The sequence below is a fragment of the Rhizobium sp. SYY.PMSO genome (genome assembly GCF_046840415.1).
Taxonomy (GTDB): domain Bacteria; phylum Pseudomonadota; class Alphaproteobacteria; order Rhizobiales; family Rhizobiaceae; genus Rhizobium.
Window position 1 is genome coordinate 157,723 of the sequence record NZ_CP177351.1, and the last position, 21,419, is coordinate 179,141.

The 21,419-nt window shown below is 61.8% G+C and carries 18 protein-coding genes and 1 pseudogene; 11 read left to right on the forward strand and 8 right to left on the reverse strand.

Annotation, left to right across the window (positions count from 1 at the left end):
• Positions 1-229 precede the first annotated feature (229 nt).
• The 8 genes and pseudogenes from ACJJVH_RS27535 to ACJJVH_RS27570 form a co-directional block, all read left to right on the forward strand.
• Positions 230-577: pseudogene (locus tag ACJJVH_RS27535) on the forward strand (ATP-binding cassette domain-containing protein); the annotation flags it as partial.
• An 18-nt stretch (positions 578-595) separates the two neighbouring features.
• On the forward strand, positions 596-1,639 hold the full coding sequence (locus ACJJVH_RS27540; RefSeq protein WP_412066933.1) for an ATP-binding cassette domain-containing protein: 1,044 nt from the start codon (positions 596-598) through the stop codon (positions 1,637-1,639).
• Positions 1,636-2,640, forward strand: coding sequence for an ABC transporter permease (locus ACJJVH_RS27545; RefSeq protein WP_112795047.1), 1,005 nt, complete (start codon positions 1,636-1,638; stop codon positions 2,638-2,640). The genes ACJJVH_RS27540 and ACJJVH_RS27545 overlap by 4 nt, the downstream gene beginning before the upstream one ends.
• Positions 2,641-2,644: 4 nt before the next feature.
• On the forward strand, positions 2,645-3,628 hold the full coding sequence (locus ACJJVH_RS27550) for an ABC transporter permease (protein WP_412066689.1): 984 nt from the start codon (positions 2,645-2,647) through the stop codon (positions 3,626-3,628).
• An 89-nt stretch (positions 3,629-3,717) separates the two neighbouring features.
• On the forward strand, positions 3,718-4,695 hold the full coding sequence (locus tag ACJJVH_RS27555) for a sugar ABC transporter substrate-binding protein (RefSeq protein ID WP_412066690.1): 978 nt from the start codon (positions 3,718-3,720) through the stop codon (positions 4,693-4,695).
• A gap of 66 nt (positions 4,696-4,761) precedes the next feature.
• The gene (locus ACJJVH_RS27560) at positions 4,762-5,559 is read left to right on the forward strand and encodes an SDR family oxidoreductase (protein ID WP_112795050.1); all 798 of its coding nucleotides are present in this window, start codon (positions 4,762-4,764) and stop codon (positions 5,557-5,559) included.
• Positions 5,560-5,569: 10 nt separating this feature from the next.
• Positions 5,570-6,427: a sugar phosphate isomerase/epimerase family protein gene (locus tag ACJJVH_RS27565; RefSeq protein ID WP_412066691.1), complete on the forward strand. Its 858-nt coding sequence runs from the start codon at positions 5,570-5,572 to the stop codon at positions 6,425-6,427.
• A gap of 10 nt (positions 6,428-6,437) precedes the next feature.
• Positions 6,438-7,244 carry an SDR family NAD(P)-dependent oxidoreductase gene (locus ACJJVH_RS27570; protein WP_412066692.1) on the forward strand — a complete coding sequence of 269 codons (807 nt, stop codon included), beginning with the start codon at positions 6,438-6,440 and terminating at the stop codon, positions 7,242-7,244.
• 4 nt (positions 7,245-7,248) lie between these two features.
• Here the strand turns inward: ACJJVH_RS27570 and ACJJVH_RS27575 are convergent, their stop codons facing one another.
• Complete coding sequence (locus ACJJVH_RS27575) at positions 7,249-8,949, reverse strand: extracellular solute-binding protein (RefSeq protein ID WP_412066693.1); 1,701 nt, start codon at positions 8,947-8,949, stop codon at positions 7,249-7,251.
• A 112-nt stretch (positions 8,950-9,061) separates the two neighbouring features.
• On the reverse strand, positions 9,062-9,349 hold the full coding sequence (locus tag ACJJVH_RS27580; RefSeq protein WP_112795054.1) for a YciI family protein: 288 nt from the start codon (positions 9,347-9,349) through the stop codon (positions 9,062-9,064).
• Between the two features lie 391 nt (positions 9,350-9,740).
• Here ACJJVH_RS27580 and ACJJVH_RS27585 point away from each other — a divergent pair, with 391 nt between their 5' ends.
• Together ACJJVH_RS27585 and ACJJVH_RS27590 are read left to right on the forward strand one after the other, a co-directional pair.
• The gene (locus ACJJVH_RS27585) at positions 9,741-11,075 is read left to right on the forward strand and encodes an acetyl-CoA hydrolase/transferase family protein (RefSeq protein ID WP_113358659.1); all 1,335 of its coding nucleotides are present in this window, start codon (positions 9,741-9,743) and stop codon (positions 11,073-11,075) included.
• Between the two features lie 235 nt (positions 11,076-11,310).
• Entirely contained in the window at positions 11,311-12,111 is an 801-nt protein-coding gene (locus ACJJVH_RS27590; RefSeq protein WP_412066694.1) for an alpha/beta fold hydrolase, read from the forward strand.
• 62 nt (positions 12,112-12,173) lie between these two features.
• On the opposite strand, the gene ACJJVH_RS27595 is transcribed toward ACJJVH_RS27590, so the two are convergent.
• From ACJJVH_RS27595 to ACJJVH_RS27615, 5 genes are all read right to left on the reverse strand, one after another.
• Positions 12,174-13,244: an ABC transporter ATP-binding protein gene (locus ACJJVH_RS27595; RefSeq protein WP_412066695.1), complete on the reverse strand. Its 1,071-nt coding sequence runs from the start codon at positions 13,242-13,244 to the stop codon at positions 12,174-12,176.
• Positions 13,245-13,246: 2 nt separating this feature from the next.
• Positions 13,247-14,125 carry a carbohydrate ABC transporter permease gene (locus ACJJVH_RS27600; RefSeq protein ID WP_113358653.1) on the reverse strand — a complete coding sequence of 293 codons (879 nt, stop codon included), beginning with the start codon at positions 14,123-14,125 and terminating at the stop codon, positions 13,247-13,249.
• Complete coding sequence (locus ACJJVH_RS27605; RefSeq protein ID WP_112795058.1) at positions 14,122-14,997, reverse strand: carbohydrate ABC transporter permease; 876 nt, start codon at positions 14,995-14,997, stop codon at positions 14,122-14,124. The genes ACJJVH_RS27600 and ACJJVH_RS27605 overlap by 4 nt, the downstream gene beginning before the upstream one ends.
• Positions 14,998-15,122: 125 nt before the next feature.
• Positions 15,123-16,358: an ABC transporter substrate-binding protein gene (locus ACJJVH_RS27610; protein WP_113422257.1), complete on the reverse strand. Its 1,236-nt coding sequence runs from the start codon at positions 16,356-16,358 to the stop codon at positions 15,123-15,125.
• Positions 16,359-16,434: 76 nt separating this feature from the next.
• On the reverse strand, positions 16,435-18,801 hold the full coding sequence (locus ACJJVH_RS27615) for a beta-glucosidase family protein (RefSeq protein WP_412066696.1): 2,367 nt from the start codon (positions 18,799-18,801) through the stop codon (positions 16,435-16,437).
• A gap of 192 nt (positions 18,802-18,993) precedes the next feature.
• Here ACJJVH_RS27615 and ACJJVH_RS27620 point away from each other — a divergent pair, with 192 nt between their 5' ends.
• Positions 18,994-20,037 (forward strand): helix-turn-helix domain-containing protein, encoded by a 1,044-nt coding sequence (locus ACJJVH_RS27620; RefSeq protein ID WP_113358650.1) that lies wholly within the window; start codon positions 18,994-18,996, stop codon positions 20,035-20,037.
• Between the two features lie 175 nt (positions 20,038-20,212).
• Here ACJJVH_RS27620 and ACJJVH_RS27625 read toward each other — a convergent pair whose 3' ends face one another.
• Positions 20,213-21,400, reverse strand: coding sequence for an adenylate/guanylate cyclase domain-containing protein (locus tag ACJJVH_RS27625; RefSeq protein ID WP_412066934.1), 1,188 nt, complete (start codon positions 21,398-21,400; stop codon positions 20,213-20,215).
• Between the last annotated feature and the right edge of the window lie 19 nt (positions 21,401-21,419).

Genomic DNA, 21,419 nt, shown 5'->3' on the forward strand with positions numbered 1-21,419 from the left:
GTGATCTGCCGTATCAGGGAGGCCGCTCTGGCTTCGATGGTCCAATATGGACTATTTGCTTATGGGCTGCCGGGATTTCTGGTTTAGCTTCTCTTTCATCGCTCGGAGGCGCGATGCTTGGGAGGAAATCATGGACAAAAGAGCCGTTCTGACGGTCAGAGACCTGCGCAAATCTTTCGGCGGAATCCAGGCGCTCAAAGGTGTCGACTTCGATCTTCAGGCCGGTGAGATCCACGCCCTGTGCGGAGAGAACGGTGCGGGGAAAAGTACCCTTGTGCGCATGATCGCCGGGCTGATGGCGCCGGATGCGGGCGAGATCCGCATCGACGGCGAACTCCTCAAGGCAGGCGAGCTCACCAGTCCGAAGCAGGTTTCCGTCGTCTATCAGGAATTGTCGATCATTCCGCACCTTTCCGTGCTCGACAACGTGCTCCTCGGAGATCCGGATATTTCGCAACTCTATTTTCGCAGGCGCTACACGGCGCGGGTGCGCGAAACGCTCGACCAGCTCGGCCTGGCAAATGTCCCGCTCGACATCGAAGCCGGACGGCTCGCGATCGCAGAGCAGCAGCTTCTCGAAATCTGTCGAGCCGTCATGCGCGGTGCCCGGGTTCTGATCCTGGACGAACCGACGGCGAGCCTTTCCGACGCCGAGATCCAGCGCGTCTTCGAGACGGTGCGGTGGCTGCGCGGCCAGGGGACCGCGGTGATCTATATCAGCCACCGGCTGCCGGAAATCTTCGCGCTCACCGATCGTGTCACCGTTTTCCGCAACGGTCAGCGCGTCATGACCAAGCCCACCGGCGAATGGACGAACGACGAGCTCGTCACCGAGATGATCGGCCGTGAGGTGTCGTCCGCGCATTCGATCCGCAACAGCGCCGAACTTGCCGCCGCCGACACGGTGGTACGGCTCGCAGGTCTCGGCGTGCCCGGTAAGTTCCAGCCGGTCGATCTCTCTTTCCGCAAAGGCGAGATCGTCGGGCTCATCGGCCAGCTCGGCGCCGGCGCCAATGCGATGGTCGAAACGCTCGCCGGCCTCGAAAGACATTATACGGGTTCGATCGGCATCGATGGACAGGCCGTGAACGTTACCTCGATTGCTGCGGCGACGCGTGCGGGCATCGCCTATGTCTCCGAGGATCGCGGCGGCAAGAGCCTCTTTCTCGGCGCTCCGATAGAGGTCAACCTGACCGCGGCGATCCTCGATCGCCTCAACCGTTTCGGCGTCCTGGCGCTTGCCGATGCCCGCCAGCGCGCCAACGATCTGGCGCGGCGGTTCCAGATCGATAGCCGGCGTCTGCCGCTCGCCGCATCGACGCTTTCGGGCGGCAACCAGCAGAAGGTGGCGATTGCCAAATCCGTTGCGCTCGAACCGAAAGTCCTTGTGCTCAACGAGCCGACCCGGGGCGTGGATGTGGGCGCCCGAACCGAAATCTATCGTGAAATCCAGGCGCTCGCCCGCCAGGGACTGGTCGTCCTGTTCTTTTCGACGGACCTGGAAGAGATCCGCGAACTGTCGCAACGCGTGATCACGGTCTTCCGCGGCGAGATCGTCAATGACCTGCCGGTCGAAGAAACGACGATGGACTCCGTCCTCGGCGATGTCGTGCGCGGTCCTGTCAGGAGGGCAGCATGAGCAGCAAAAGCAATACGACGCGTGGAGGCACGGCCTTGACCGAATTCGACCTGAAGGCGCTCGGCGCCAGCCTTGTCCGGCCGGAGCGCATCCAGTCGACGGCCGTGTGGATCGCCACCCTGCTTCTCGCCTTCTGGGCAACGCTGACCATTCCCGGCTTCTCGTCCAACGCCAATGTCTCCGCCATCATGTACTCGACATCGGCGGTCGGCATCGCGGCGGTGGGCATGGCGCTGATCACGCTCTCGGGAAATCTCTTCATGCTGTCGATGGGCGCAACGGCCGCCGTCTCGACCATCCTCTTCGCGTCCTTCCTTTATTTAGGCTTGCTCCCAAGCCTGGTCGTGGTGGTGATGATCGGTGCCCTGTTCGGATTTGCCCAGGGTCTCGCGGTCGGGCTCTTCCGAACCAATCCGATCATCACCACGATCGCCATGGCTTCGATCATCACCGGCGCCGGTTCCTTCTATTCCGGGGGGCTGACCGTCGTGGGGCAGGGCGATGCGAGCTGGCTCGGCGTCGGTCGCACCCTCGGCCTGCCCAACCAGATCCTCCTCTTCCTGCTCGCCGCGGTCGTGCTCGGCTTCGTCGTCGAACGGACCCGCTTCGGCCGGGAGCTGCGTCTGATCGGCCTCAATCCGAAGGCTGCTTCCTTCACCGGCCTTCGTGTGGAGCGTACTCTGGTTCTTGCCTATGTCTTCGCGGCCATGGCGGCGGCGTTTGCCGGAGCTCTCTACGGCTCCCAGGCCGCGCAGGGCAATCTGAAGCTCGGTGCGGGGCTGGATTTCGATGCCATCGCCGCCGTGCTCGTCGGCGGCGTGGCGATCAGGGGCGGCCAGGGGCGCGTGCTGGATGCCGCCATCGGCGCGGTCTTCCTCGCCATGATTTCCAATATCCTGCTGCTCAAGGGTCTCTCGCTGGAGATTCAGCTCATCGTCAAGGGGCTGGTGGTCATCGGCTCGGTTATCCTTGGCGCTCTTTCACTCGGTTTGCGGAGGTAGGCCCATGGCGACGCGCTACAAATCGAAGGCGGTCTCGGGCGCGACCCTTCTTCGCCTTGCTCTTCTGATCGCGCTGGTCGTGATCTTCGCCCTCTGGAACCCGGCCTTCATCAGCGGCCGAAATCTCTACGCGCTGATGCAATCCTTCGCACTGCTGGGCATGGTCGCGCTCGGCCTGTCGCTGACGATGATCGCCGGAGAGTTCGATCTGAGCGTCGGCTCGATGGTCGCCGTGGGCGGTCTCCTGACCTTGGTGGCCGGTGGCGACAGCCTTGTCAGCGGCATGGGGGTGGCACTCGTCTTCGCGGTCCTGGTCGGCGGCGTGAACGCAATCGTCATCAGCCGCTTCAACGTATCCTCGCTGGTCGTTACCGTCGGTTCTATGATGGCGCTCTCGGGGTTTGCCTTCTGGCTCGCCGGTGGGAAGGTCATCAGCACGGACGATTTCGATCTCGGTTTTGCGCTCGACGATCCGGTTCTCGTCGTCTTTTCGGCACGCAGCCTGATCACGCTTGCTGCCTTCGCACTTGTCGGCATCCTCATGCACTACACCCTCATGGGCCGCGATATCCGTGTGGCCGGCAGCAAGCGGCAGGTGGCCGCGGCCAGCGGCGCGAGGGTCGGGCGGTCGTTGCTGATCGTCTTCGTGCTTTCGGCCGTCGCAGCCGCGCTTGCCGGCAGCATGCTTGCGATGAGCCTTGCCAGCGCGGCGGCGACGACAGGCGGCAATCTGATGCTGCAGGCGGTCTCCGCCGCAATCGTCGGCGGCGTGGCGTTGTCCGGCGGTTCGGGGACGCCGGCGCATGTGCTGCTCGGATCGCTGATCCTGACGGTGATGAACAACGGGATGAGCCTGATCGGCATGGGCGCGACAGGCATCCTCTTCGCCAACGGCCTCGTATTGATGGGAATCGTGCTGCTCGACGGTCAGTTGGGCGCATGGATGAGCGAGCGGCTCACAATGTTGCGGGCCGGGCATTCCGCTTAGCGGAACCAACCGTACGACCTTCGTAAAATCACCGCCGGCGCAATCGGCGGGCAAGGAGGCGTGCACTCTTTAAACGGGAGGAAAGAGCAATGAGGCTTTCAGGACTGACGAAACTGGTGATGGCAACGACGATGCTCGGTGCGCTGATGGTGCCGGCAATGGCGAGCGCCGCCGCCAAGGGATCGAAGGTGATCCTGCTGACGGTGACGGAGGAGTGTGAATATTGCGCTCTGCACCAGCGGGCCTTCAAGGAGGTCGCAGCCGCCGCCGGCATCGATCTGGAGGTGAAGATCACCAACTACGATGCCGCCGAACAGGCATCGCAGGTCGATCAGGCCATCGCGCAGAACCCGGCCGCCATCGTGCTGTGGCCGGCGGATTCGAGCGCCATCGTGCCTTCCCTGCGCAAGATCAAGCAGGCCGGGATTCCGCTTGTCATCACCAATTCCGAGCCTGACAAGAAGTATGCCGACTATTGGAATGTCTTCACTGGTCCCTCGGATCTCGGCAACGGCCAGTCCGCGGCGGAAGCCATGATCAAGGGCTTTGCCGAGAAGAAACTCGGCAGCGAAGGCAAGATCTTCATCGTCGAAGGCGTTCCGGGCACGCCGCCCCAGATCCTGCGCTCCAAGGGCTTCGAAGAGGTTCTTGGCCAAAAGGCCGGCGGTATCACCGTGGCCGGCAAGCAAAATGGCAACTGGGACCAGACCAAGGCCACGGATGCCGCCGCTGCTCTCTTCACGCAGATCGGTCCCGAGGTGAAAGGCGTCTACGCCCAGGCCGACAATATGATGTCGGGTGTCATCGTGGCCGCGAAGCGCGCCGGAATCGATCCGGCAAAACTCGTGCTTGTCGGCTCCAACTGCTCGATCGAGGGCGTCAATCAGATCAAGGACGGCACGCAATATGCCACCGTCCTGCAATCGCCCATCGACGACGGCAAGTATGCGGCAAAAGCCGTGGTCGATCTTCTCGACGGCAAGCCGGTCGAAAAAGAGATCTTCCTGCCGCACGAGATCATCACCAAGGACAATATTTCCGAATGCGACGCCGCCATCGGCCGCTGAATTGAACCGGGGCACGGCGTCGAGCGCCGTGTCTCACCTCTCCAGATTTCAGAAAAGGAATATCCCATGGCTTCGGAGCCAGTCTTCAACAATGCTCTTCCGGAACTCGTCGTTGTGTCCGGCACGGCCTCTGGTCTTGGAACCAACATCGCCCGCCTGCTGGCGGAAAGCGGCGTACGGACGATCGGCGTGGATCTGGCCCCGGCTCCGGAAATCCTTTCGAGCGATCTCTACTCCCACGTTCAGGGCGACGTAACCGATGAGGCGACGTGGGAAGGCATCGTCGCGACGGTGAACAGCGAGGATCCCGGAACGGTCGGTCTGGTCACGTCCGCGGCCATGCTGAATGTCGGAACAGTGCTCGAATTCGACAAGGCGGCCATGGAAAAGACCATGTCGGTAAACTTCATCGGAACAGCGCTTGCGTTCCGGGCGCTGCTGCCGCTGCTGATCGCACGGGGCGGCGGTCCGATCGTCGCCGTCGCCAGCATCGACGCGACCTTTGCCGAGCAGCAGCTTGCCATCTATGCCGCTTCGAAAGGGGCAGTCCGCCAGCTGACGCGCACGGTTGCCATGGATCATGCCCGCCAGGGCGTGCGGGCAAACGTTCTGAGCCCGGGGCCGATGCTGGCCGGCCTGTTCGAGCGCCACATGAAGTCGGCCATCGATCCTGACCGCTTTCTCTCGACCCGCGCCAATCGCCAGCCCTCGGGCCGCATTCTCGATCCTGCAGAAGTCGCTCGTGCCGCGCTTTTCCTGCTGTCCGACGCCTCGACGGCGCTCAACGGCGCGGAGATCGTCGCCGATGGCGGGCTGACCACGAGCTTCGATTTCCGCACGGGCTCCGAAGGCGCATCGGTGTGAGGAGGATGTCATGAGCAAGCCAATTGAACTCGTCGCCGCATACTGGACCATCTCGGGCGATGTCTATCCGTTCGCCGAAAACGAAATCAGCCCCTTTTCCTTTGCCGAGCGCGTGGAGGCGGCGGCGAAGGCCGGCTACAAGGGTGTCGGCCTTATCCATGCCGATCTTCAGGCCACGAGGGAGAAGATCGGCCTCAAGGAAATGCGCCGCATCCTCGATGCCAACGCCATGCCGCATGTCGAGCTGGAATTCATCACGCACTGGTTTGCTTCGGGCGAGCTGCGCATCGCTTCGGACAAAGTCCGTCGGGAACTCTTCGAAGCGGCGGAAGTGCTCGGAGCGCGCGATGTGAAGATCGCGCCGGAATTCGAGGCCGACGCAATCGACCTGCCGCATGTCACCGACAGCTTTGCCGCGATCTGCGGGGAAGCTGCACGTCATGGAACGAAGATCGCGCTCGAGGTCATGCCTTTTTCCAACGTGCGGACGCTGGAAACGGCGCGTGCCATCGTCGAGGGGGCAGCGCAGCCGAACGGCGGGCTGCTGCTCGATATCTGGCATATCGCCCGGGCGGGCATTCCTTACGAAGCCGTTGCCGGCATTCCGAAGCAGTATGTCGTCTCGGTGGAGCTCGACGATGCCGATGGAACGGTCGTCGGCACGCTATGGGAAGACACGATCCATCAACGCCGGCTCTGCGGCGAGGGCGTGCTCAATCCGCCTGCCTTCATCGACGCGATCCGCGAAACCGGCTTCGACAGCTTCTACTCGGTGGAAGTGATCTCGACAAAACATCGCGTTTTGCCGCTCGAAGAGGCGGCACGTCGCTCGTTCGAAACCACGATGGCGCAATTTGCCGCAAAATAGGGAGGATCTCATGGAAACCAATCTTAAAGGGAAGGCGGTCTTGATCACCGGCGCGGCCAAGGGCATCGGCCGCGAGACGGCCGTCGCTTTCGGTCGCGAAGGAAGCCGGGTCGCGCTCTTCGATATCGACGAGACCGGGCTTGCCGAGACGGCGGCCGCCGTCGACGCGGCCGGCGGCAAAGCGACGACCATCAAGGCGGATCTCTCCTCCGCCGGGGATATCGAGGAAAAGGTGGCGGTGGCCATCGCCCATTTTGGCGGCGTGGTCGATGTGCTCGTCAACAACGTCGGCGCCGGAGCGGTGCGGACCTTCGACCAGCTGACCGATGCGGATTGGGACAAGACCTTCTCGCTCAATTTCATGAGCTATGTGCGCATGACCCGCGCCGTCCTGCCGGTCATGCGCAAGCAGGGCCATGGCGCGATCATCAACAACGGCTCGGATCTGGCGCGACAGCCCGAAGGCGTGCCGATCGACTACTCGGCGTCGAAGGCGGCCGTGCTGGCGCTGACCAAGGGGCTTGCCCGCACGGAAGGCGTCAACAACATCCGCATCAACGCCGTTGCGCCGGGGCCGATCTGGACGCCGTTCTGGACGCAGCCGGGCGGCTTTGCCGAAACCATGGGCAAGTTCCACAACATGGAGCCGCAGAAGGCCGTCGAGCACGAAATGTCCTTGCGCCAGCTGCCGCTCGGTCGCCTCGGCAAGCCCGAGGAAGTGGCCAATGTCATCGTGTTCCTCGCCTCAGACCTTGCCTCCTTCGTCACGTCTTCCGTCTGGGGCGTCGACGGCGGCTCGATCCGGGCGATTGCCTGACGGGTCAGCCGTCGATACGTTTGCGATCGATGATCCGGTCGAGCCGGTCCTGAGCATGCTTCAGGGCCGCCCGGTCGGATTTCCTGCCAGAAAGCGCATCATGGATTTCCTCGCCGATGATGCGCTCCATGCCGGTGTAGAAAGGAACCGGCGGGCGCTGCCAGTTGCGCAGAAGATTGCGGTTGCCGAGGCTGCCGACGAAGCGCACGAGCTGCGATCTTCCAATAGCTTCGGGATCCGAACTGACCGAGAAGCGCGGTGCGACCGGAAAGCCGTTCTTCACATGCTCCTTCATCGCCTCGCGCGAGGCCATCCAGGCAAGGGCTTCGGTTGCCAACGGCAGCCGCTTCGGATCGATGTTCGAGGGAATGCACAGCAGAAAGCCGCCAATGGGCGATGTGTTGGTGCCGCCCGGCCCGGATGGCTGCGGCACATAGGAGACCCGCCGTTTCACGGCGGAACGCACTTCCGCCTCGAACTGCGCCGCACGCATGGTCCAGACGTAAGCCATGGCGCTCTGCCCTTTGAGAAAAATGGCGCAGGCATCGTCCCAGTCCGCCTCGAGGACACCAGGCTGCGCGATTTCGACCAGCCGATGCATGTAATCCAGGACCAGCAGGCCTGCCTCGCTGTCGACTTGCGGCCGCATGTGCTGCGCATCCAGGTTTTCGGTGGAGTAGCCGGTCGGCGTGCGCCGGATCGAGAGCACCGTCTGGCCGCAGCAGCCGAGAAAGAACATGAAGCTGGAGGCAAGCGGCATATGCGCCGCGTTCCAAGCGATGCCATACCGATCCGCGGCCGGATTGTGAAACGAACGGCCCGCCTGGATGACGTCGTCGAAGGTGCGCGGCAGTGCGAAACCGGTTCTCTCGAAAAGATCGGAGCGGCATGCCAGCACTTCGATCGTGCAGTAGATCGGCACGCCGTATTCCACGCGCTGCCACGTTGTCGTCGACCAGATCGACGGGTGAAAGTCCATGGGGTTGATACCGGATTCGCGGATCATCTCGCCGATGGGAAGAATGAGCCCTTTGCTCGCAAACTCCCCCAGCCACGGCATGTCGATTGCGATGATGTCATAAGCCGAAACCGCGCGCGCGCCATTGGCGAGGCCTTCCCGGTAGAGGTCGTTCTGGTGGACCAGCTTGAAGCTCTTCGCCGTCGCCAGATTGTTGCGGAAGTCCGACCACATGTTGCGCATGGCGGCGAAATAATTGTCGTCGTTCAGCAGGAACTGGAGTTCGACGCCCTTCGTGATCCTGTTGGTCAGCAGATTGATCGGCGGGATGACGGAATTGCCGCGCCTCGGCGCGCCGAAATAATAGTCCGCCTCATGCTCCTCGACGTGGCGTCCACCCAGAATTTCCGCGATCAGAGCCTTTGTCTGCGCCGCATAGTTCACCGCCAGGGCGGAAAGGCGGGCCGTCGGATGCAACGTTGCCCGCTTTGCCGTTTCGGAGGACGATCGCCGTTCGATCAGCCCGTCTTCGATCATGCCCTGGATCCGCCGGATGGCCGTGCCCCGCGGCAGATTGGAGACAAGCGCAAGCTTGCTGATCGTTACGGGATAGCCTTCGAGCTCGGACGTCATCAGGTAGTGAACGATCCGCCAGGATGCCTCGTCTTCGATACCGGCGACGTCTAGGAACGGCTTGCGCAGTCGATCCACGAACTCGAAAACACGCAGAAACTCGTGGTCGTTCATCCAGCTATCCTCAGGAACTCAGCGGGAAGATACAAGTTCGGGCGCCCGACTCCAGCCATGGTCCAGATTGGACCGATCCGGAATCGCGCCAGTCAGGAGCGGCTTCCTCTGTTCAGTCGCGATTATCGACCCGCATCAGGAAGGGATTGATGCTGACGCTCTGCCAGACATCGGCCGCATGGAACGGATCGCCGGCATTGAAGGCCTTCACGTCCTCGATGGTGTTTGCCGAGAACACGAAGAGCGAGCCGATCATCGTTTCGCCATCGGCCGCCACGAGCGGTCCGGAAATCACGGTTTTGACCGCGCCGGTTGCCAGATAAGCTTTGTGTGCATCGTAATTGGCCAGCCGACGCGGCAGCGCGTCAGCGTGATCGAGGCAGTGAACGGCATAGAGCATGATAGTCCTCCCATTGCGGCTTGCGGCCGGCGAAGGTCGCCGGCCAGCGTCTCTCCCTTGGACCGCGAAAGAATAGGTGCAGAATCGCCGGGCGCGAAATCGTAATGGTCCATATTGGACTAAATCGGATGAGCCAACGGAAGCGCTTGATACCGTCCGTCCATTCGGGTCTGTCCCATGGGAGCCGATCCAGCCTTCGCTTCTGTGGCATCTCGCGCGTTTGCTGGCACCGGCGACGCTCGGGTCTTGCGCAAACGGCAAGTTGCGCGCTTTTATGTAGGCGCGTCCCGCTGCAATGAAAGCGCTCGCAACGGCCATGGAGGTGGGACCGTATGCGATCGCGCGGAGGATGCGGATCTGTGCCGAAAGTGGCATTCAAGGGGAGGACTCGATGGCTGCCAATCATCTGACGCTGTATCGCGAACGCCTGCGCTCCGCACATGAGGCCGTCGCCCTGATCCCGTCCGGCGCCAAGATCGCCATGCCGCTGGCGGCCGGCCAGCCGCCGGCCGTCCTTGCCGCGCTGGCCGAGCGTGCCCGGGCAGGTGCCATAGAAAATGTCAGGCTTCATTACCTGCTTTGCACGGGTATCGCCGGCACCAGCGTATTCGAACACGATCTGCGCGACCGGATCATTCCGATGAGTTATTTTCACGGAGCGGTGGAGCGCGCGCTCGACAAGAGGCGGCTGGCGGAAACGCTGCCTGCCGTCGACCTTGTGCCGTGCCATTTCAGCCAGGTGCCTCGCTCCCTAGTCGAGCATGTCGGGGTGGATACGCTGATCGCCACCGTCTCCCCCATGGATTCGGACGGAAACTTCAGCCTTGGCATCAGCACCGATTATTCGGCGACGGTCTCGCGCAAGCCCGGGATCCGGCTGATCCTCGAAGTCAATCCCAACATGCCTTACGTGCGCGGCAATTGCATGATTCCCGTGTCGAGCGTCACGGCGCTGGTCGAAAATGACGCCAGCCTGCCGGCACTCGCTCCTGCTCCCCGTTCCGAGGTCGACGATGCCATCGGCGCCATCATTGCCGGGCTCGTGGACGATGGCGATTGCCTGCAGATGGGCATCGGCGCGCTGCCCGACGCTGTTTGTGCCGGTCTTTCGCAGCACCGTCACCTCGGCATTCATACCGAGATGATGACGCCGGGACTTGCCGCTCTCATCAAGGCCGGCATGGTCGACAACAGCCGCAAGCAAACGCATCTCGGCCGATCGATCTTCACTTTCGCGCTGGGAGACAAGCCGCTCTACGATTTCCTGAACAACAATCCCGATGTCGAGGCGCATCCCGTGGATTACGTGAACAATCCGTTCGTCATTGCGCAGAACGACCGTGTCGTGTCGGTCAATGCCACGCTGCAGATCGATCTCAATGGTGCGTGCAATTCCGAATTCGTCAACGGGAGACAGTTCAGCGCAACGGGTGGGCAGGTGGATTTCGTGCGCGGCGCCTATGCTTCGCGCGGCGGCCGCTCGATCATCGCCTGCCATGCGACGGCGGCGAAGGGAACGCTTTCGCGGATCGTTCCGACGCTGACGGGCCCGGTGACGACGCCGCGCAACGATATCCACATCATCGTCACGGAATATGGCTGGGCCAATCTCAAGGGCAAGTCCGTGGCAGAGCGTGCAAAGGCACTGATCGCACTGGCTCACCCCGATTTCCGCGAGGGGCTGGACCGGGCAGCGCACGAGGCAGGATTCTACGCGCCGGCCTGACGGATCGGAATCTTCGACTGGAGCGATTCCGGACGGAAAGCCGCTGCGCACTTTTCCTGAAATTGCTCCAAGTGCGGGGATATCGTCACTGGCGGCAAATCGTCCGGATGCTTCGATATGCCCGGAGGCATTTCTCCGAAAATCGCGATAGGTTCCAGGCTGCGTGCACGCAGGAAGAAAAATGCCGCCCTCCGGCAATCGTCGACGGGCGGTCGATCGTAGCGTAGAGGACAGAATGCGGAATATCGAGGAAGCCGAACATTGGATCGCAACGCCAAAGGGAGATTTGTTTGCCAAGTCATGGACGCCGCGGTCGGAGAGCGGCGGGGTGCCCATCGTCCTGCATCACGATTCACTCGGATGCGTCACGCTCTGGAGAGATTTTCCGGCGTTGCTGGCGGCGGACCTGCAGCGGCGCGTGATTGCCTATGACAGGCTCGGCTTCGGGCAATCGTCCGCGCGTCATGACAGGCTCGATTTGAATTTCCTGCGCGATGAGGCGGTCCATCAGCTTCCGTTCGTTCTGGACAATCTTATGGTCGATCGCTTCGTGGCATGCGGCCATAGCGTCGGCGGCGGCATGGCCGTGGAGACTGGCGCCTTCTTTGCGCAGCGATGCGAAGCCATCATCACCATCGCAGCGCAGGCTTTTGTCGAAGACAGGACGATCGAGGGCATCAAGGTGGCTGAAGAGGCTTTTTCCCTGCCGGGAGCCTTGGACAGGCTCACCCGCTATCATGGTGAAAAGGCGGAGTGGGTTCTGAAAGCGTGGATCGGGACCTGGCTTTCTCCTGCATTCGAATCCTGGAGCCTGGAGCCCACGCTCGCCAGGATCAGCCGTCCGGTTCTGGCCATCCATGGCGATCGCGACGAATACGGCTCGCTTGCCCATCCCCGCATCATCGCCAACGGTCGCGGTATCTGCCGCGTCCTGCCCGATGTCGGACACACGCCGCACCGGGAATGCCCGGATCTGCTTGTCGACGAAATAGCCGGATGGCTGAAAACTTTGAAGGGCTCCGACGCGGCGGCCTAAGAGCAGTTCCGGGGAAGGACACGGCTCGCGCCGACGTTATCCAGGCATTGCCGCGTTCATGCTCACAGCCGCCTTTCGCTCGATTTCGAGAATATCGAAGCTTTTGCCATGTTGAACCGGAGGCTGACGTGTTTGCGCATGGAGCGTGCCGCTTCGATGCTCATTCTGACGCTGAAGCGCTTGCCGAGGCAGTCGAACCAGCCGAGCGCATCCGCTCCCAGTAGCTCGGTGAAGGCCAGGGTGGCCGGAATGCCATCCGGCGCGTTCTGTTCCAATACCGAAACGTCTTCGCATCGGATGCCGAGAACGGCGTCTTCGGCTGCCGGTGGCGTTCCGAACCGATAGCCGGAGATATCGATGGAAACGGCATCGGCCAGGAACCGGGCCGCGCCATCGAGCCTGCCGTCGAGAAAATTCATCGACGGCGAGCCGACGAACCCGGCGACGAAGAGACTATCCGGCTTTTCGTAGATCGATTGGGGAGGGGCAAATTGCTCGACCTTCCCCTTGTGCATGACGGCGACCCTGTCTGCCATGGTCATGGCCTCGATTTGATCGTGCGTGACGTAGATCATCGTCGATTTCAGGGTTTCGTGAAGCTGCTTGAGCTCCACACGGGTCTCGGCCCTCAATTTTGCATCCAGATTGGAAAGCGGCTCGTCGAACAAGCAGATGCTCGACGAGCGCACGAGCGCGCGTCCGATAGCCACGCGCTGGCGTTGTCCTCCGGAAAGCTGGCTCGGCTTGCGCTCCAGCAGGGTTTCGAGCTGCAGGAGCTTGGCGACCCAGGCGACCTTTTCCGCTATCGTCTGCTTCGGTATGCCGGCGATCTGCATGCCGAACGACAGATTGCGCCGCACCGTCATCGCGGGAAAGAGCGCGTAGGACTGAAACACCATGGCAAGGCCGCGCTCGCTCGGCTCCAGCCCGCTTACATCGCGGCCGTCGATGACAATTTGGCCGGCGTCGCAATCATCCAGACCGGCGATGACGTTGAGCAGGGTCGATTTTCCGCAGCCCGATGGACCGAGAATCACGATGAATTCGCCTTTTTCGATTTCCATGTCGACCGATTGCAGGATGGTCAGGCCGGCGAAGGATTTCTTTATCTGGTGGAGAGAAATGCTGGACATGTTCAACCCTTGACGGCGCCGGCGGCAATGCCGCGGACGAAATAGCGGCCGGAGACGAAATAGACGACGAGCGTCGGGATGGCGGTGATCAGCGCCGCGGCCATGTTGATGTTCGGATTGGCTGCGCCGCGCGCATTGTTGACGATATTGGTCAATTGGACCGTCATCGGAAGATTGTCGTTTCCGGCAAAAATCAGACCGAGCAGATAATCGTTCCAGATGCCGGTGAATTGCAGGATGGCCACGACGATCAGGATATTGGTCGAAAGCGGCAGAATGATCGACCAGAAGGTGCGCAGGAAGCTCGCGCCCTCCATACGTGCCGCACGACTGATTTCATCGGGAATGCCGACATAGAAGTTGCGAAACAATAGCGTCGTATAAGGCAGGCCATAGATGACGTGCACGAAGACGATACCGGGATAGGTGCGAAACAGCCCGACGTTGCTGAGGATCTTGACGGTCGGATAGAGCATGGCCTGATAGGGAATGAACAGGCCGACGGTGATCAGCAGCATCGTCATGTTGGCATGTCGCGATCGCCACTGGGCGAGCGCATATCCATTGAGCGCGCCCGCCAATGTCGAGATCACCACGGCCGGGACGCTGATCTTTATCGAGTTCCACAGGCCGGGGCGAACCCCGCCGCATTCCAGGCCGGTACATGCGCTCTTCCAGGCGGCCACCCAGGCATCGAAATTGGGGTTGACCGGCAGCGCCAGCAGGTTGCCCTGCCTAATTTCCTCCATTGGCTTCAGCGAATTCATGATGACCAGCAGGAGCGGCAGCAGGAAGAAGATGGCCGAAACGATCAGGAACGTATAGAGGCCGGCGCGTGCGACGCGGGCGCCGTAAGCCGGTTTCTGTGCTGCGGCCGTCATGTGCGCCTCCGGAATTCGCTCAGGAAATAGGGCGTCAGCAGGACCAGCGAAAGCACCAGCATCATGATCGACGCCGCCGAGGCAAGACCGAGATTGACGCGCGCGAAGTAAAAGTCGACGGCGAACTTCGCCGGCATTTCCGTGGATATGCCGGGACCGCCTTTCGTCATGGCGATGACGAGATCGTAGCCGCGAATGACTTCGGACATCAGCAGCACCACGCAGGACGCGATGACCGGACGCATGCCTGGAAAGATGACCTGGAGATAGGCACGCCAGACCGGAATGCCCTCCATTCGGATCGCCTTCCACAAGTCGCTGTCAATTCCGCGCAGTCCTGCCAGTACAATGACCATGACAAGGCCGGCCGAGTGCCAGATACTGGCGATGACGAGCGTATAGATGGCCCGATCGGGGCGGGTCAGCCAATCGAAGGTGAAGCTCTCCCAGCCGATGGCGCGCATCAGTGCCGGCAGACCGTTCACAGGGTCCAGAAGCCAGCGCCAGGAAAGGCCGGTGACAATCAGCGAAACGGCAAGCGGATAAAGGAAGATGGTGCGAAAGAGCGACTCCGCCTGGATCTGCCGGTCGGCAAAGATCGCGAGCAGCATGCCGAAGACCAGCGTGCCGAGAATGTAGAGAACGCCGAAGATCACCATGTTCAGGCATGAAACGAGCCAGCGATCGTTGGTGAACAGCTTGACGTATTGCTCGAAGCCGACCACCTGATAGGTCGGAAGCAGCGTCGAGCGCGTCAACGACATGTAGAAGGTCCAGGCAATCGAGCCGTAGAAGAAAAGTGCTACGATCGCGAAGAATATCGCGATCGTGATGTCCGGCCTGAAGGCTTGCCGGTTGAGCCAGTTGGTCATTTCAAGTCCTCGTACGGTACGGTAGGCCGCAACCGTTTTCCTCACCCCTGAACATGTCCGCGATCCCTCTTCCGCCTGTCGGCGGAGAAGGCGGGGCGGACGATCGGCCACCCCGCTTCCAGCGATTACTTACTTTGAAGAATTTTGCTCAGTGCATCCACGGCAGCCTGGGTCGACATGGAAGGGTCGGTCCAGAATTGCGTCGCAAGGTCGGTCATCTGCCCGTTCAGATCGCCGGGAAGAGCGTCGTAGGATGCCGATACGGCCGCAGCCGGATCACCGAGCAGTTTGACGCCCTTCGCGGCGCAGGCGTCGAGCGTGCTGGTATCGACATCGGAGCGGGACGGTACGGAGCCCTTGACGGCCGCGATCTTGGCTTCGACCTTCGGATCCATGATCGTTTCCGCGAGCATCGTCTGCCCCTTGATGCGATCCGCATCCGTGTTGACGGGGAAGGCGAAGATATCGACGATCACGGCATAGGCGGGCTTTTCTCCCGGTGCGAGAAAGCAGCCGAAATCCTTGCCGGCGACCTGACCGGCCGCGAGGAATTCCCCGCGCGCCCAATCGCCCATGAACTGCATGCCGGCCTTGCCCGTTATCACCAGGTTGGTGCTGTCGTTCCACGAGCGGCCCGGGCTTGCCGGATCGGTATAGGTTGAAACCTTGCGGTAGAGGTCGAACGCCTTCGAGAGGATAGGCGATTTCATGGCCTCCGGATCGCGCTTGATGAAGAGCTGGTTCCAGTATTCCGGACCACCGAGGGCAATGATCATGTCTGTGAGGATGGACACTTCCTGCCACGGCTCCCCGCCCACAGCAAAGGCCGTATAGCCGGCCTCCTTGAGCTTGTCCGCGGCGGCGAACATCTCGTCAAGGTTCTTGGGTTCCCCGAGCGCCAGCTTGTCGAAGAGCGGCTTGGAATACCAGATCCAGTTATCGGCATGGATGCCGACGGGCAGGCCGACGAGGTGGTTGTCGACGCTCAGCTTGTTCCAGACGATCGGCGGCATCACCTTCTGCCACCCGCCGGCGGCGGCGAGATCGTCGAAGTTGCGCAGCTGTCCGGACGTGGCGAGGTCGCGCATGGCGGCGCTTGGCGTCATGAGCACGGCCGAAGGCGGCTCGCCGCCGGCAATACGGCTCGTCGCAGCCGCAACAGCGGAATCGAAATCGGCCGCCGGGCTGTCGATCCATTTGCCGCCGCGTGCCTTGTAGGCATCCGCAATGGCGTTCATGGCCTTGGATTCGCTGGCGCTCGTCCAGTATTGCAGCACGTCGACAGTCTGAGCAAAAGCGGAAGTCGACGCCGCAAACAAGCCGAGAAAAGCGACTGAGGAAGTTAAGTGCCTGAGTGTCATATCAATCCCCTCCCTTTGGAGCTCCCTTATTCTTGATCTTGTTGCGAAGCGCCGGGACGGCCGGCGCTTCGCAATGTCATGCGGCCTTGCCGACGACCACGCCCATGTCCCTGTTCACGCCGTCGAGGAAGTCGGCCATGTCCTTCTTCGAGATCTTGTCGCCGGCGACCCAGGCGACGGTGTTGTAGATTCCGAGGAAGGAGCCGCCGCAATATTCCAGCATCTTCTCCGTTTCCTCGTCATCGAGGCCGAGCTGCTTCTGCAGGAATTCGCCAAAGCGTTTGCGGGCGAATTCCTGCTCCAGCACCATGAAGGGCTGGCTCTCGACATTGAGGATGCTCAGCGGCAGGGCCGGCGCCTTTACCTCGATCGTCGTTTCGAGGCGAATGTCGCGGGAAGACGCCCCGACCTCGATCGTCAGCTTGCCGGCGTCCAGCAGCCACTGCCGGTAATCGGGATCGTAGTAGCGAAGGTCGCGTGCATCCAGCGTGACGACGACCCGCCTGGTTTCGCCGGGCTGCAATTCGATCTTGGAAAAGCCCTTCAGCTCGCGAATCGGCCGGATCAGGCGCGGTGCGTGGGGCCGGGCATAGATCTGGGCGATTTCCTTGCCGGCGACGCTGCCGGTGTTCTTGACGTCGAACGAAACCTGGAACGTGCTCGATGCATCTATCGTCGCGACATCGACCGCGACATTCGCGTATTCGAACGTCGTATAGCTGAGGCCGAAACCGAAGGGGAAAAGCGGCGCGAGCTTGCGCTTGTCGTAGGAACGATAGCCGACGTGAATGCCCTCGCTGTAGATATGCCGGTTGTTTTCGCCCGGGTAGGAGAGGAAACCGGGGGTATCCTCGAGCTGTGCCGGGAAAGTGACCGTGAGCTTGCCGCACGGATTCTGCTTGCCGAACAAGATCTGCGCCAAGGCATGGCCCGCTCCCTGGCCGCCAAAGAAGGCGGCAAGCACCGCCGGCGTGCTCCCGAGCCAAGGCATGACGACCGCATCGGGCGTTGCAAGAATGACGACGAGCTTGTCGTTGCGTGCGGACAGGCGCTCGATAAGGTCGTCCTGACCGTCATGCAGGTTCAGATGCGTGCGATCCGACCCCTCGCCGTCATAGCCGACTTCGGTGTTTCCGAAAAACAGAACGATATCGGCGGCATCGATCTCGGCGAGGGCCGCCTGTTCACCGGCGCTGCCGGCGTCGAAATCGGAAACCGCATGGAAGCGGATGTGCGCCCCGGACGCCATCTTTTGAATCTCGTCGAGCGGGATGTCGACTTCGGTGGGGCGCGTGGTTGCGCATCCCGACCCCTGGATGACCGGTTCGGTCGCCGCCGCTCCGACAACGGCGATCTTCCGGAGCTTCGCGCCGCTGAGCGGGAGAAGGCCGTTGTCGTTCTTCAACAGAACGATCGATTCCGCTGCCATGCGCTGCGAGAGGGCATGATGCTTCCTGTAGTCCGCAATCACGTCCGGCCGGATATTGTTCCTGGCCGTGCGAACCAGCTTGAGCACGCGCAGGCAGGAACGGTTGAGCGTTTCCATCGGCACGCGCCCCGCCTCGACGGCTTCGATCAGTTCCTGCTTGCGGGCGCCGCTCTCCGGCATGTCGAGATCGTTGCCCGCATTCAGGGAGGCGGGGCGATCCTTGATGCCGTGCCAGTCGGAAACGACGACGCCGTCATACCCCCATTCGTCACGCAGGACTTCGGTAAGCAGCCAGTGGTTCTCCGCAGCCTGCACGTCGTTCAGGCGGTTATAGGAACTCATGACCGTCCAGGGATTGGATTTGCGGATCGCCCGCTCGAAGCCGGCAAGATAGATTTCGCGAAGCGCGCGCTCCTCGACCACCGAACTCATGGTGGTGCGCTGGACCTCGGAGTTGTTGCAGGCGAAATGCTTGAGCGAAGCGCCGATGCCGTTTTCCTGCATGCCGTTGATGACGGCGGCGGCGATTTCGCCCGTCACGACGGGGTCTTCCGAGTAGTATTCGTAGCTGCGGCCGGCGAGCGGCATACGACGGATATTGATTCCAGGCCCGAGCAGAATGTTGACGCCGAAAGCCTGGCACTCGGCAGCGAGCGCTTCGCCCAGTTCATGCGCGAGATCGACATCCCACGAGCAGGCGAAAGACGAGCCGTTGGGAAAGCAGGTTGCCGGCCGGGTCGAGCCGAAGGCGCCCTCGACGCCTCGCGAAAGGTCGGCATTGACCACGCCGAGGAACGCGGCAAGCTGGCTGTCGCTGTCCTGCGGCCCGTCGATCTGCTCGATCGAATAGCGCACGCCATAGGTGCCGTCCGTCATCAGCACTTCCGGGATATTAAGGCGGTAGTTGGCAGGGGTGCGCCAGAGGCCGGAGCCGCTGACCATCGCCACCTTTTCCTCAAGCGTCATCTGCTCCACGAGCTGAGCGAGTTCCTTGTCGGATATATTCCACGTCATCGGCATTCCATCCCATCCTGTCAGGCATTCCGACGGCCTTTGCAGGCCTCCTCGCCTGTGCGGCATCACCGTCCGCGCCAAAGAATGATGGATTGATGGCATAGGACGCCGGTATCATCTAGCCGCGAAAATTGCTCTGGAACTACGACAGTTTTTGATGTTTATTCCTCGCCGGAGCGAGGAGGACAGACGATGAACGTTGCCTATTTGAGGACCGAGCAGTGGCAGGAGGTCCGCGACTGCGGGTTTGAAAATCACGGGCCGACGGCGGGATCTCACTGCCGCCCGTTCGTCCACGGCTATGCCGACGTGCCCTATCACTGGCATCGGGAAATGGAGATACTTTTCGTTCTCCGGGGCAGCTTCCGTCTGGTGGTCGACGGCCAGACTTGCGAGATGAATCAAGACGATATGATTATCATCAACGCCGACGTCCCGCACAACTCGACGTCGATCTCCCGGGACGCGCTTATCTGCGGAGTGCACCTCGATGCCGGGCATTTCGAGCGGCTGGGCCTGCCCGGTTTTGCCTCGCGGCAATATCTCTGCCGCACCTTTCTGCACAGCCGTTCGTTCATGAACCGCGTTGCCCCGATCAAGGCTCTGATGGCGCGGCTGATCCTCGATCAGACGAACCACCCGGAAGAGGCAATGGCGCGGCAGACGATCGCCAATCTTCTTGCCTGCTTTATCTATCGCTGGATTCCGTACGAAAAGGCGGACGCCGCCGGTACGCAACTGCGCTCCGACAGCCGCAATCGAATCCTGAGAATCATGGATACGCTTGGAGACAACGACGAAAATCAGCATCTGAGCGAGATTGCCGAGGCAGAGGGTCTGACCCTCAGCCACCTTTCACGCCTTTTCAAGCGTCATCTCGGCATCGGCTACCGTGACTATTCCCAAAATCTTCGCCTCGACAGTTCCGCGGACGAGCTGCGCACAACGGATCATACGATCAGTGTGATCATGGAGCGGAACGGGTTTGGCAATCCGGCTGTCTTTTACAACAAGTTCCGTGCCCGTTTCGGCTGCAGCCCGGCCGAGTTCCGCCGCGGCAGCAGGCCGCTTAAACCGCAAAGCATGCTGACGGAAGAGGATGCCGCCGAAGCGCAGCGAATCCTTGCCGCGCATACGGTCAATGTCGGTAAGGCGGCGGAGCTTGCCGTGGGCCTGACGGCGACCGGAAAGAAGCAGGTCGTATTGAGTGCGCCGCATAATGCCGCCCTGAGCTGATGTGATGGAACACGTCTTCATGGGAGCATGGGCAGCCGGCCGACGGTAATATGGACGAGCGGGGCGCTGCCGCAAACGCGGGGATGACACTGGATGCAGCCTGACATCGGCGGCAGGCGATGAAGAGCGCCAGCCCATGTGATCGTTTGTCTCGCGCGGTCGGGCAGAATGCGCCTCAGCGGATGAGCGTGAACAGTTCCATCGGGTCGGCAAAACCCTTCAAGTGATGCGTCCCGATCGAGACCGCATCCGTGATCTCGGCTTTTTGGCAGAAGGCGTCGGACAGCAGGAGCGCTTCGCCCCTCTCGCTGCAGACGCTCTGGATGCGGCTGACGACATTGACGTCGGGGCCGATCAGCGTGAAATCCAGGCGGTTGCCTGAGCCGACATTGCCGTAGCTGACCTCGCCATAATGCAGCGCGATACCGACCTTGATGCCGATGTCGTCATACTGGAAGCCATCCGCTTCGTCGAGGATCGTCTTTGCCGCGTTCAGCGCAGCATTGCAGGCCGCGGCCGCGTCGATATTCGGGAAGAAGGCGAGAACGGCGTCGCCCATGAATTTCAGCACTTCGCCGCCCTCGCGGCTGATCGCCGGTACGACCTTGTCGAAATAGGCGTTCAGGAGGCCGAGGACGGTGGCGCCGGGCAAGCGGTTGGAGAGTTCGGTAAAGCCGCGCAGGTCGCACAGCAGAAGTGCGGCCTCCATGGATTCGATCTCGCCGCGGCGGATATGTCCGGCAAGGATACGGCTCGCCGTCATGGGACCGATATAGGTGTCGAGCAGACTGAGCTCGCATTGCCGCAGAACGTGTAGCTCGCAGGTGTTGCGCAGAGCCGGCAGGATCCGCTCGAGTACGTCCTGTTCGACGGGTGTGAAGCCGCCCGGCCGCCGCGTGCCGAAGACGGCGGTGCTGATCGGCCCGTCGGCATTGCACAGCGGCGCTATCACCAGCTGCACAAGATCGCGGCCGGAGAAGATGTCGATGTGCTGCCATGGACCATGCGCGCTTTCGCCGGGGCCGACGATCAGCGGTTCGCGCATTCCCTGCGCCTTGAGGAGCGGCGTATTGGCGAAAGCCAGGCGCGTGCCGTGTTCCCGGTCGTGTATCTCGACCGGTTCGCCCGGCGCCCAGGCGAAGGTGCGGCCGACAAATTCGGGATGCAGCGTCGTCAGATGCAGCGTCAACCGGTCGACAGGCAGCCCAAGCGCTCGCAGGCGCCGCCCAAGCCCGGAGACGAGGCTTGCCTCATCGAGAGCATGGCATTCGTCGCCGGTCAGCCATTCGATGAGGCTCAGGGCGGCGGTGGGATTGATCCCGCCGCGCGGCGATCTGGACTTGCGGGTGGCGGTTTCAGGCATGTCGTAGATCAAGGTCATG

What these genes read in the sequence shown, in the direction of transcription:
- ACJJVH_RS27540 (WP_412066933.1), top strand. Translation starts at nt 596, where the DNA reads ATGCGCGGTGCCCGGGTTCTGATCCTGGACGAACCGACGGCGAGCCTT.
- ACJJVH_RS27615 (WP_412066696.1), bottom strand. Translation starts at nt 18,801, where the DNA reads ATGACGTGGAATATATCCGACAAGGAACTCGCTCAGCTCGTGGAGCAG.
- ACJJVH_RS27565 (WP_412066691.1), top strand. Translation starts at nt 5,570, where the DNA reads ATGAGCAAGCCAATTGAACTCGTCGCCGCATACTGGACCATCTCGGGC.
- ACJJVH_RS27600 (WP_113358653.1), bottom strand. Translation starts at nt 14,125, where the DNA reads ATGACGGCCGCAGCACAGAAACCGGCTTACGGCGCCCGCGTCGCACGC.
- ACJJVH_RS27550 (WP_412066689.1), top strand. Translation starts at nt 2,645, where the DNA reads ATGGCGACGCGCTACAAATCGAAGGCGGTCTCGGGCGCGACCCTTCTT.
- ACJJVH_RS27575 (WP_412066693.1), bottom strand. Translation starts at nt 8,949, where the DNA reads ATGAACGACCACGAGTTTCTGCGTGTTTTCGAGTTCGTGGATCGACTG.
- ACJJVH_RS27570 (WP_412066692.1), top strand. Translation starts at nt 6,438, where the DNA reads ATGGAAACCAATCTTAAAGGGAAGGCGGTCTTGATCACCGGCGCGGCC.
- ACJJVH_RS27610 (WP_113422257.1), bottom strand. Translation starts at nt 16,358, where the DNA reads ATGACACTCAGGCACTTAACTTCCTCAGTCGCTTTTCTCGGCTTGTTT.
- ACJJVH_RS27620 (WP_113358650.1), top strand. Translation starts at nt 18,994, where the DNA reads ATGAACGTTGCCTATTTGAGGACCGAGCAGTGGCAGGAGGTCCGCGAC.
- ACJJVH_RS27585 (WP_113358659.1), top strand. Translation starts at nt 9,741, where the DNA reads ATGGCTGCCAATCATCTGACGCTGTATCGCGAACGCCTGCGCTCCGCA.
- ACJJVH_RS27595 (WP_412066695.1), bottom strand. Translation starts at nt 13,244, where the DNA reads ATGTCCAGCATTTCTCTCCACCAGATAAAGAAATCCTTCGCCGGCCTG.
- ACJJVH_RS27555 (WP_412066690.1), top strand. Translation starts at nt 3,718, where the DNA reads ATGAGGCTTTCAGGACTGACGAAACTGGTGATGGCAACGACGATGCTC.
- ACJJVH_RS27545 (WP_112795047.1), top strand. Translation starts at nt 1,636, where the DNA reads ATGAGCAGCAAAAGCAATACGACGCGTGGAGGCACGGCCTTGACCGAA.
- ACJJVH_RS27580 (WP_112795054.1), bottom strand. Translation starts at nt 9,349, where the DNA reads ATGCTCTATGCCGTTCACTGCCTCGATCACGCTGACGCGCTGCCGCGT.
- ACJJVH_RS27560 (WP_112795050.1), top strand. Translation starts at nt 4,762, where the DNA reads ATGGCTTCGGAGCCAGTCTTCAACAATGCTCTTCCGGAACTCGTCGTT.
- ACJJVH_RS27590 (WP_412066694.1), top strand. Translation starts at nt 11,311, where the DNA reads ATGCGGAATATCGAGGAAGCCGAACATTGGATCGCAACGCCAAAGGGA.
- ACJJVH_RS27605 (WP_112795058.1), bottom strand. Translation starts at nt 14,997, where the DNA reads ATGACCAACTGGCTCAACCGGCAAGCCTTCAGGCCGGACATCACGATC.
- ACJJVH_RS27625 (WP_412066934.1), bottom strand. Translation starts at nt 21,400, where the DNA reads ATGCCTGAAACCGCCACCCGCAAGTCCAGATCGCCGCGCGGCGGGATC.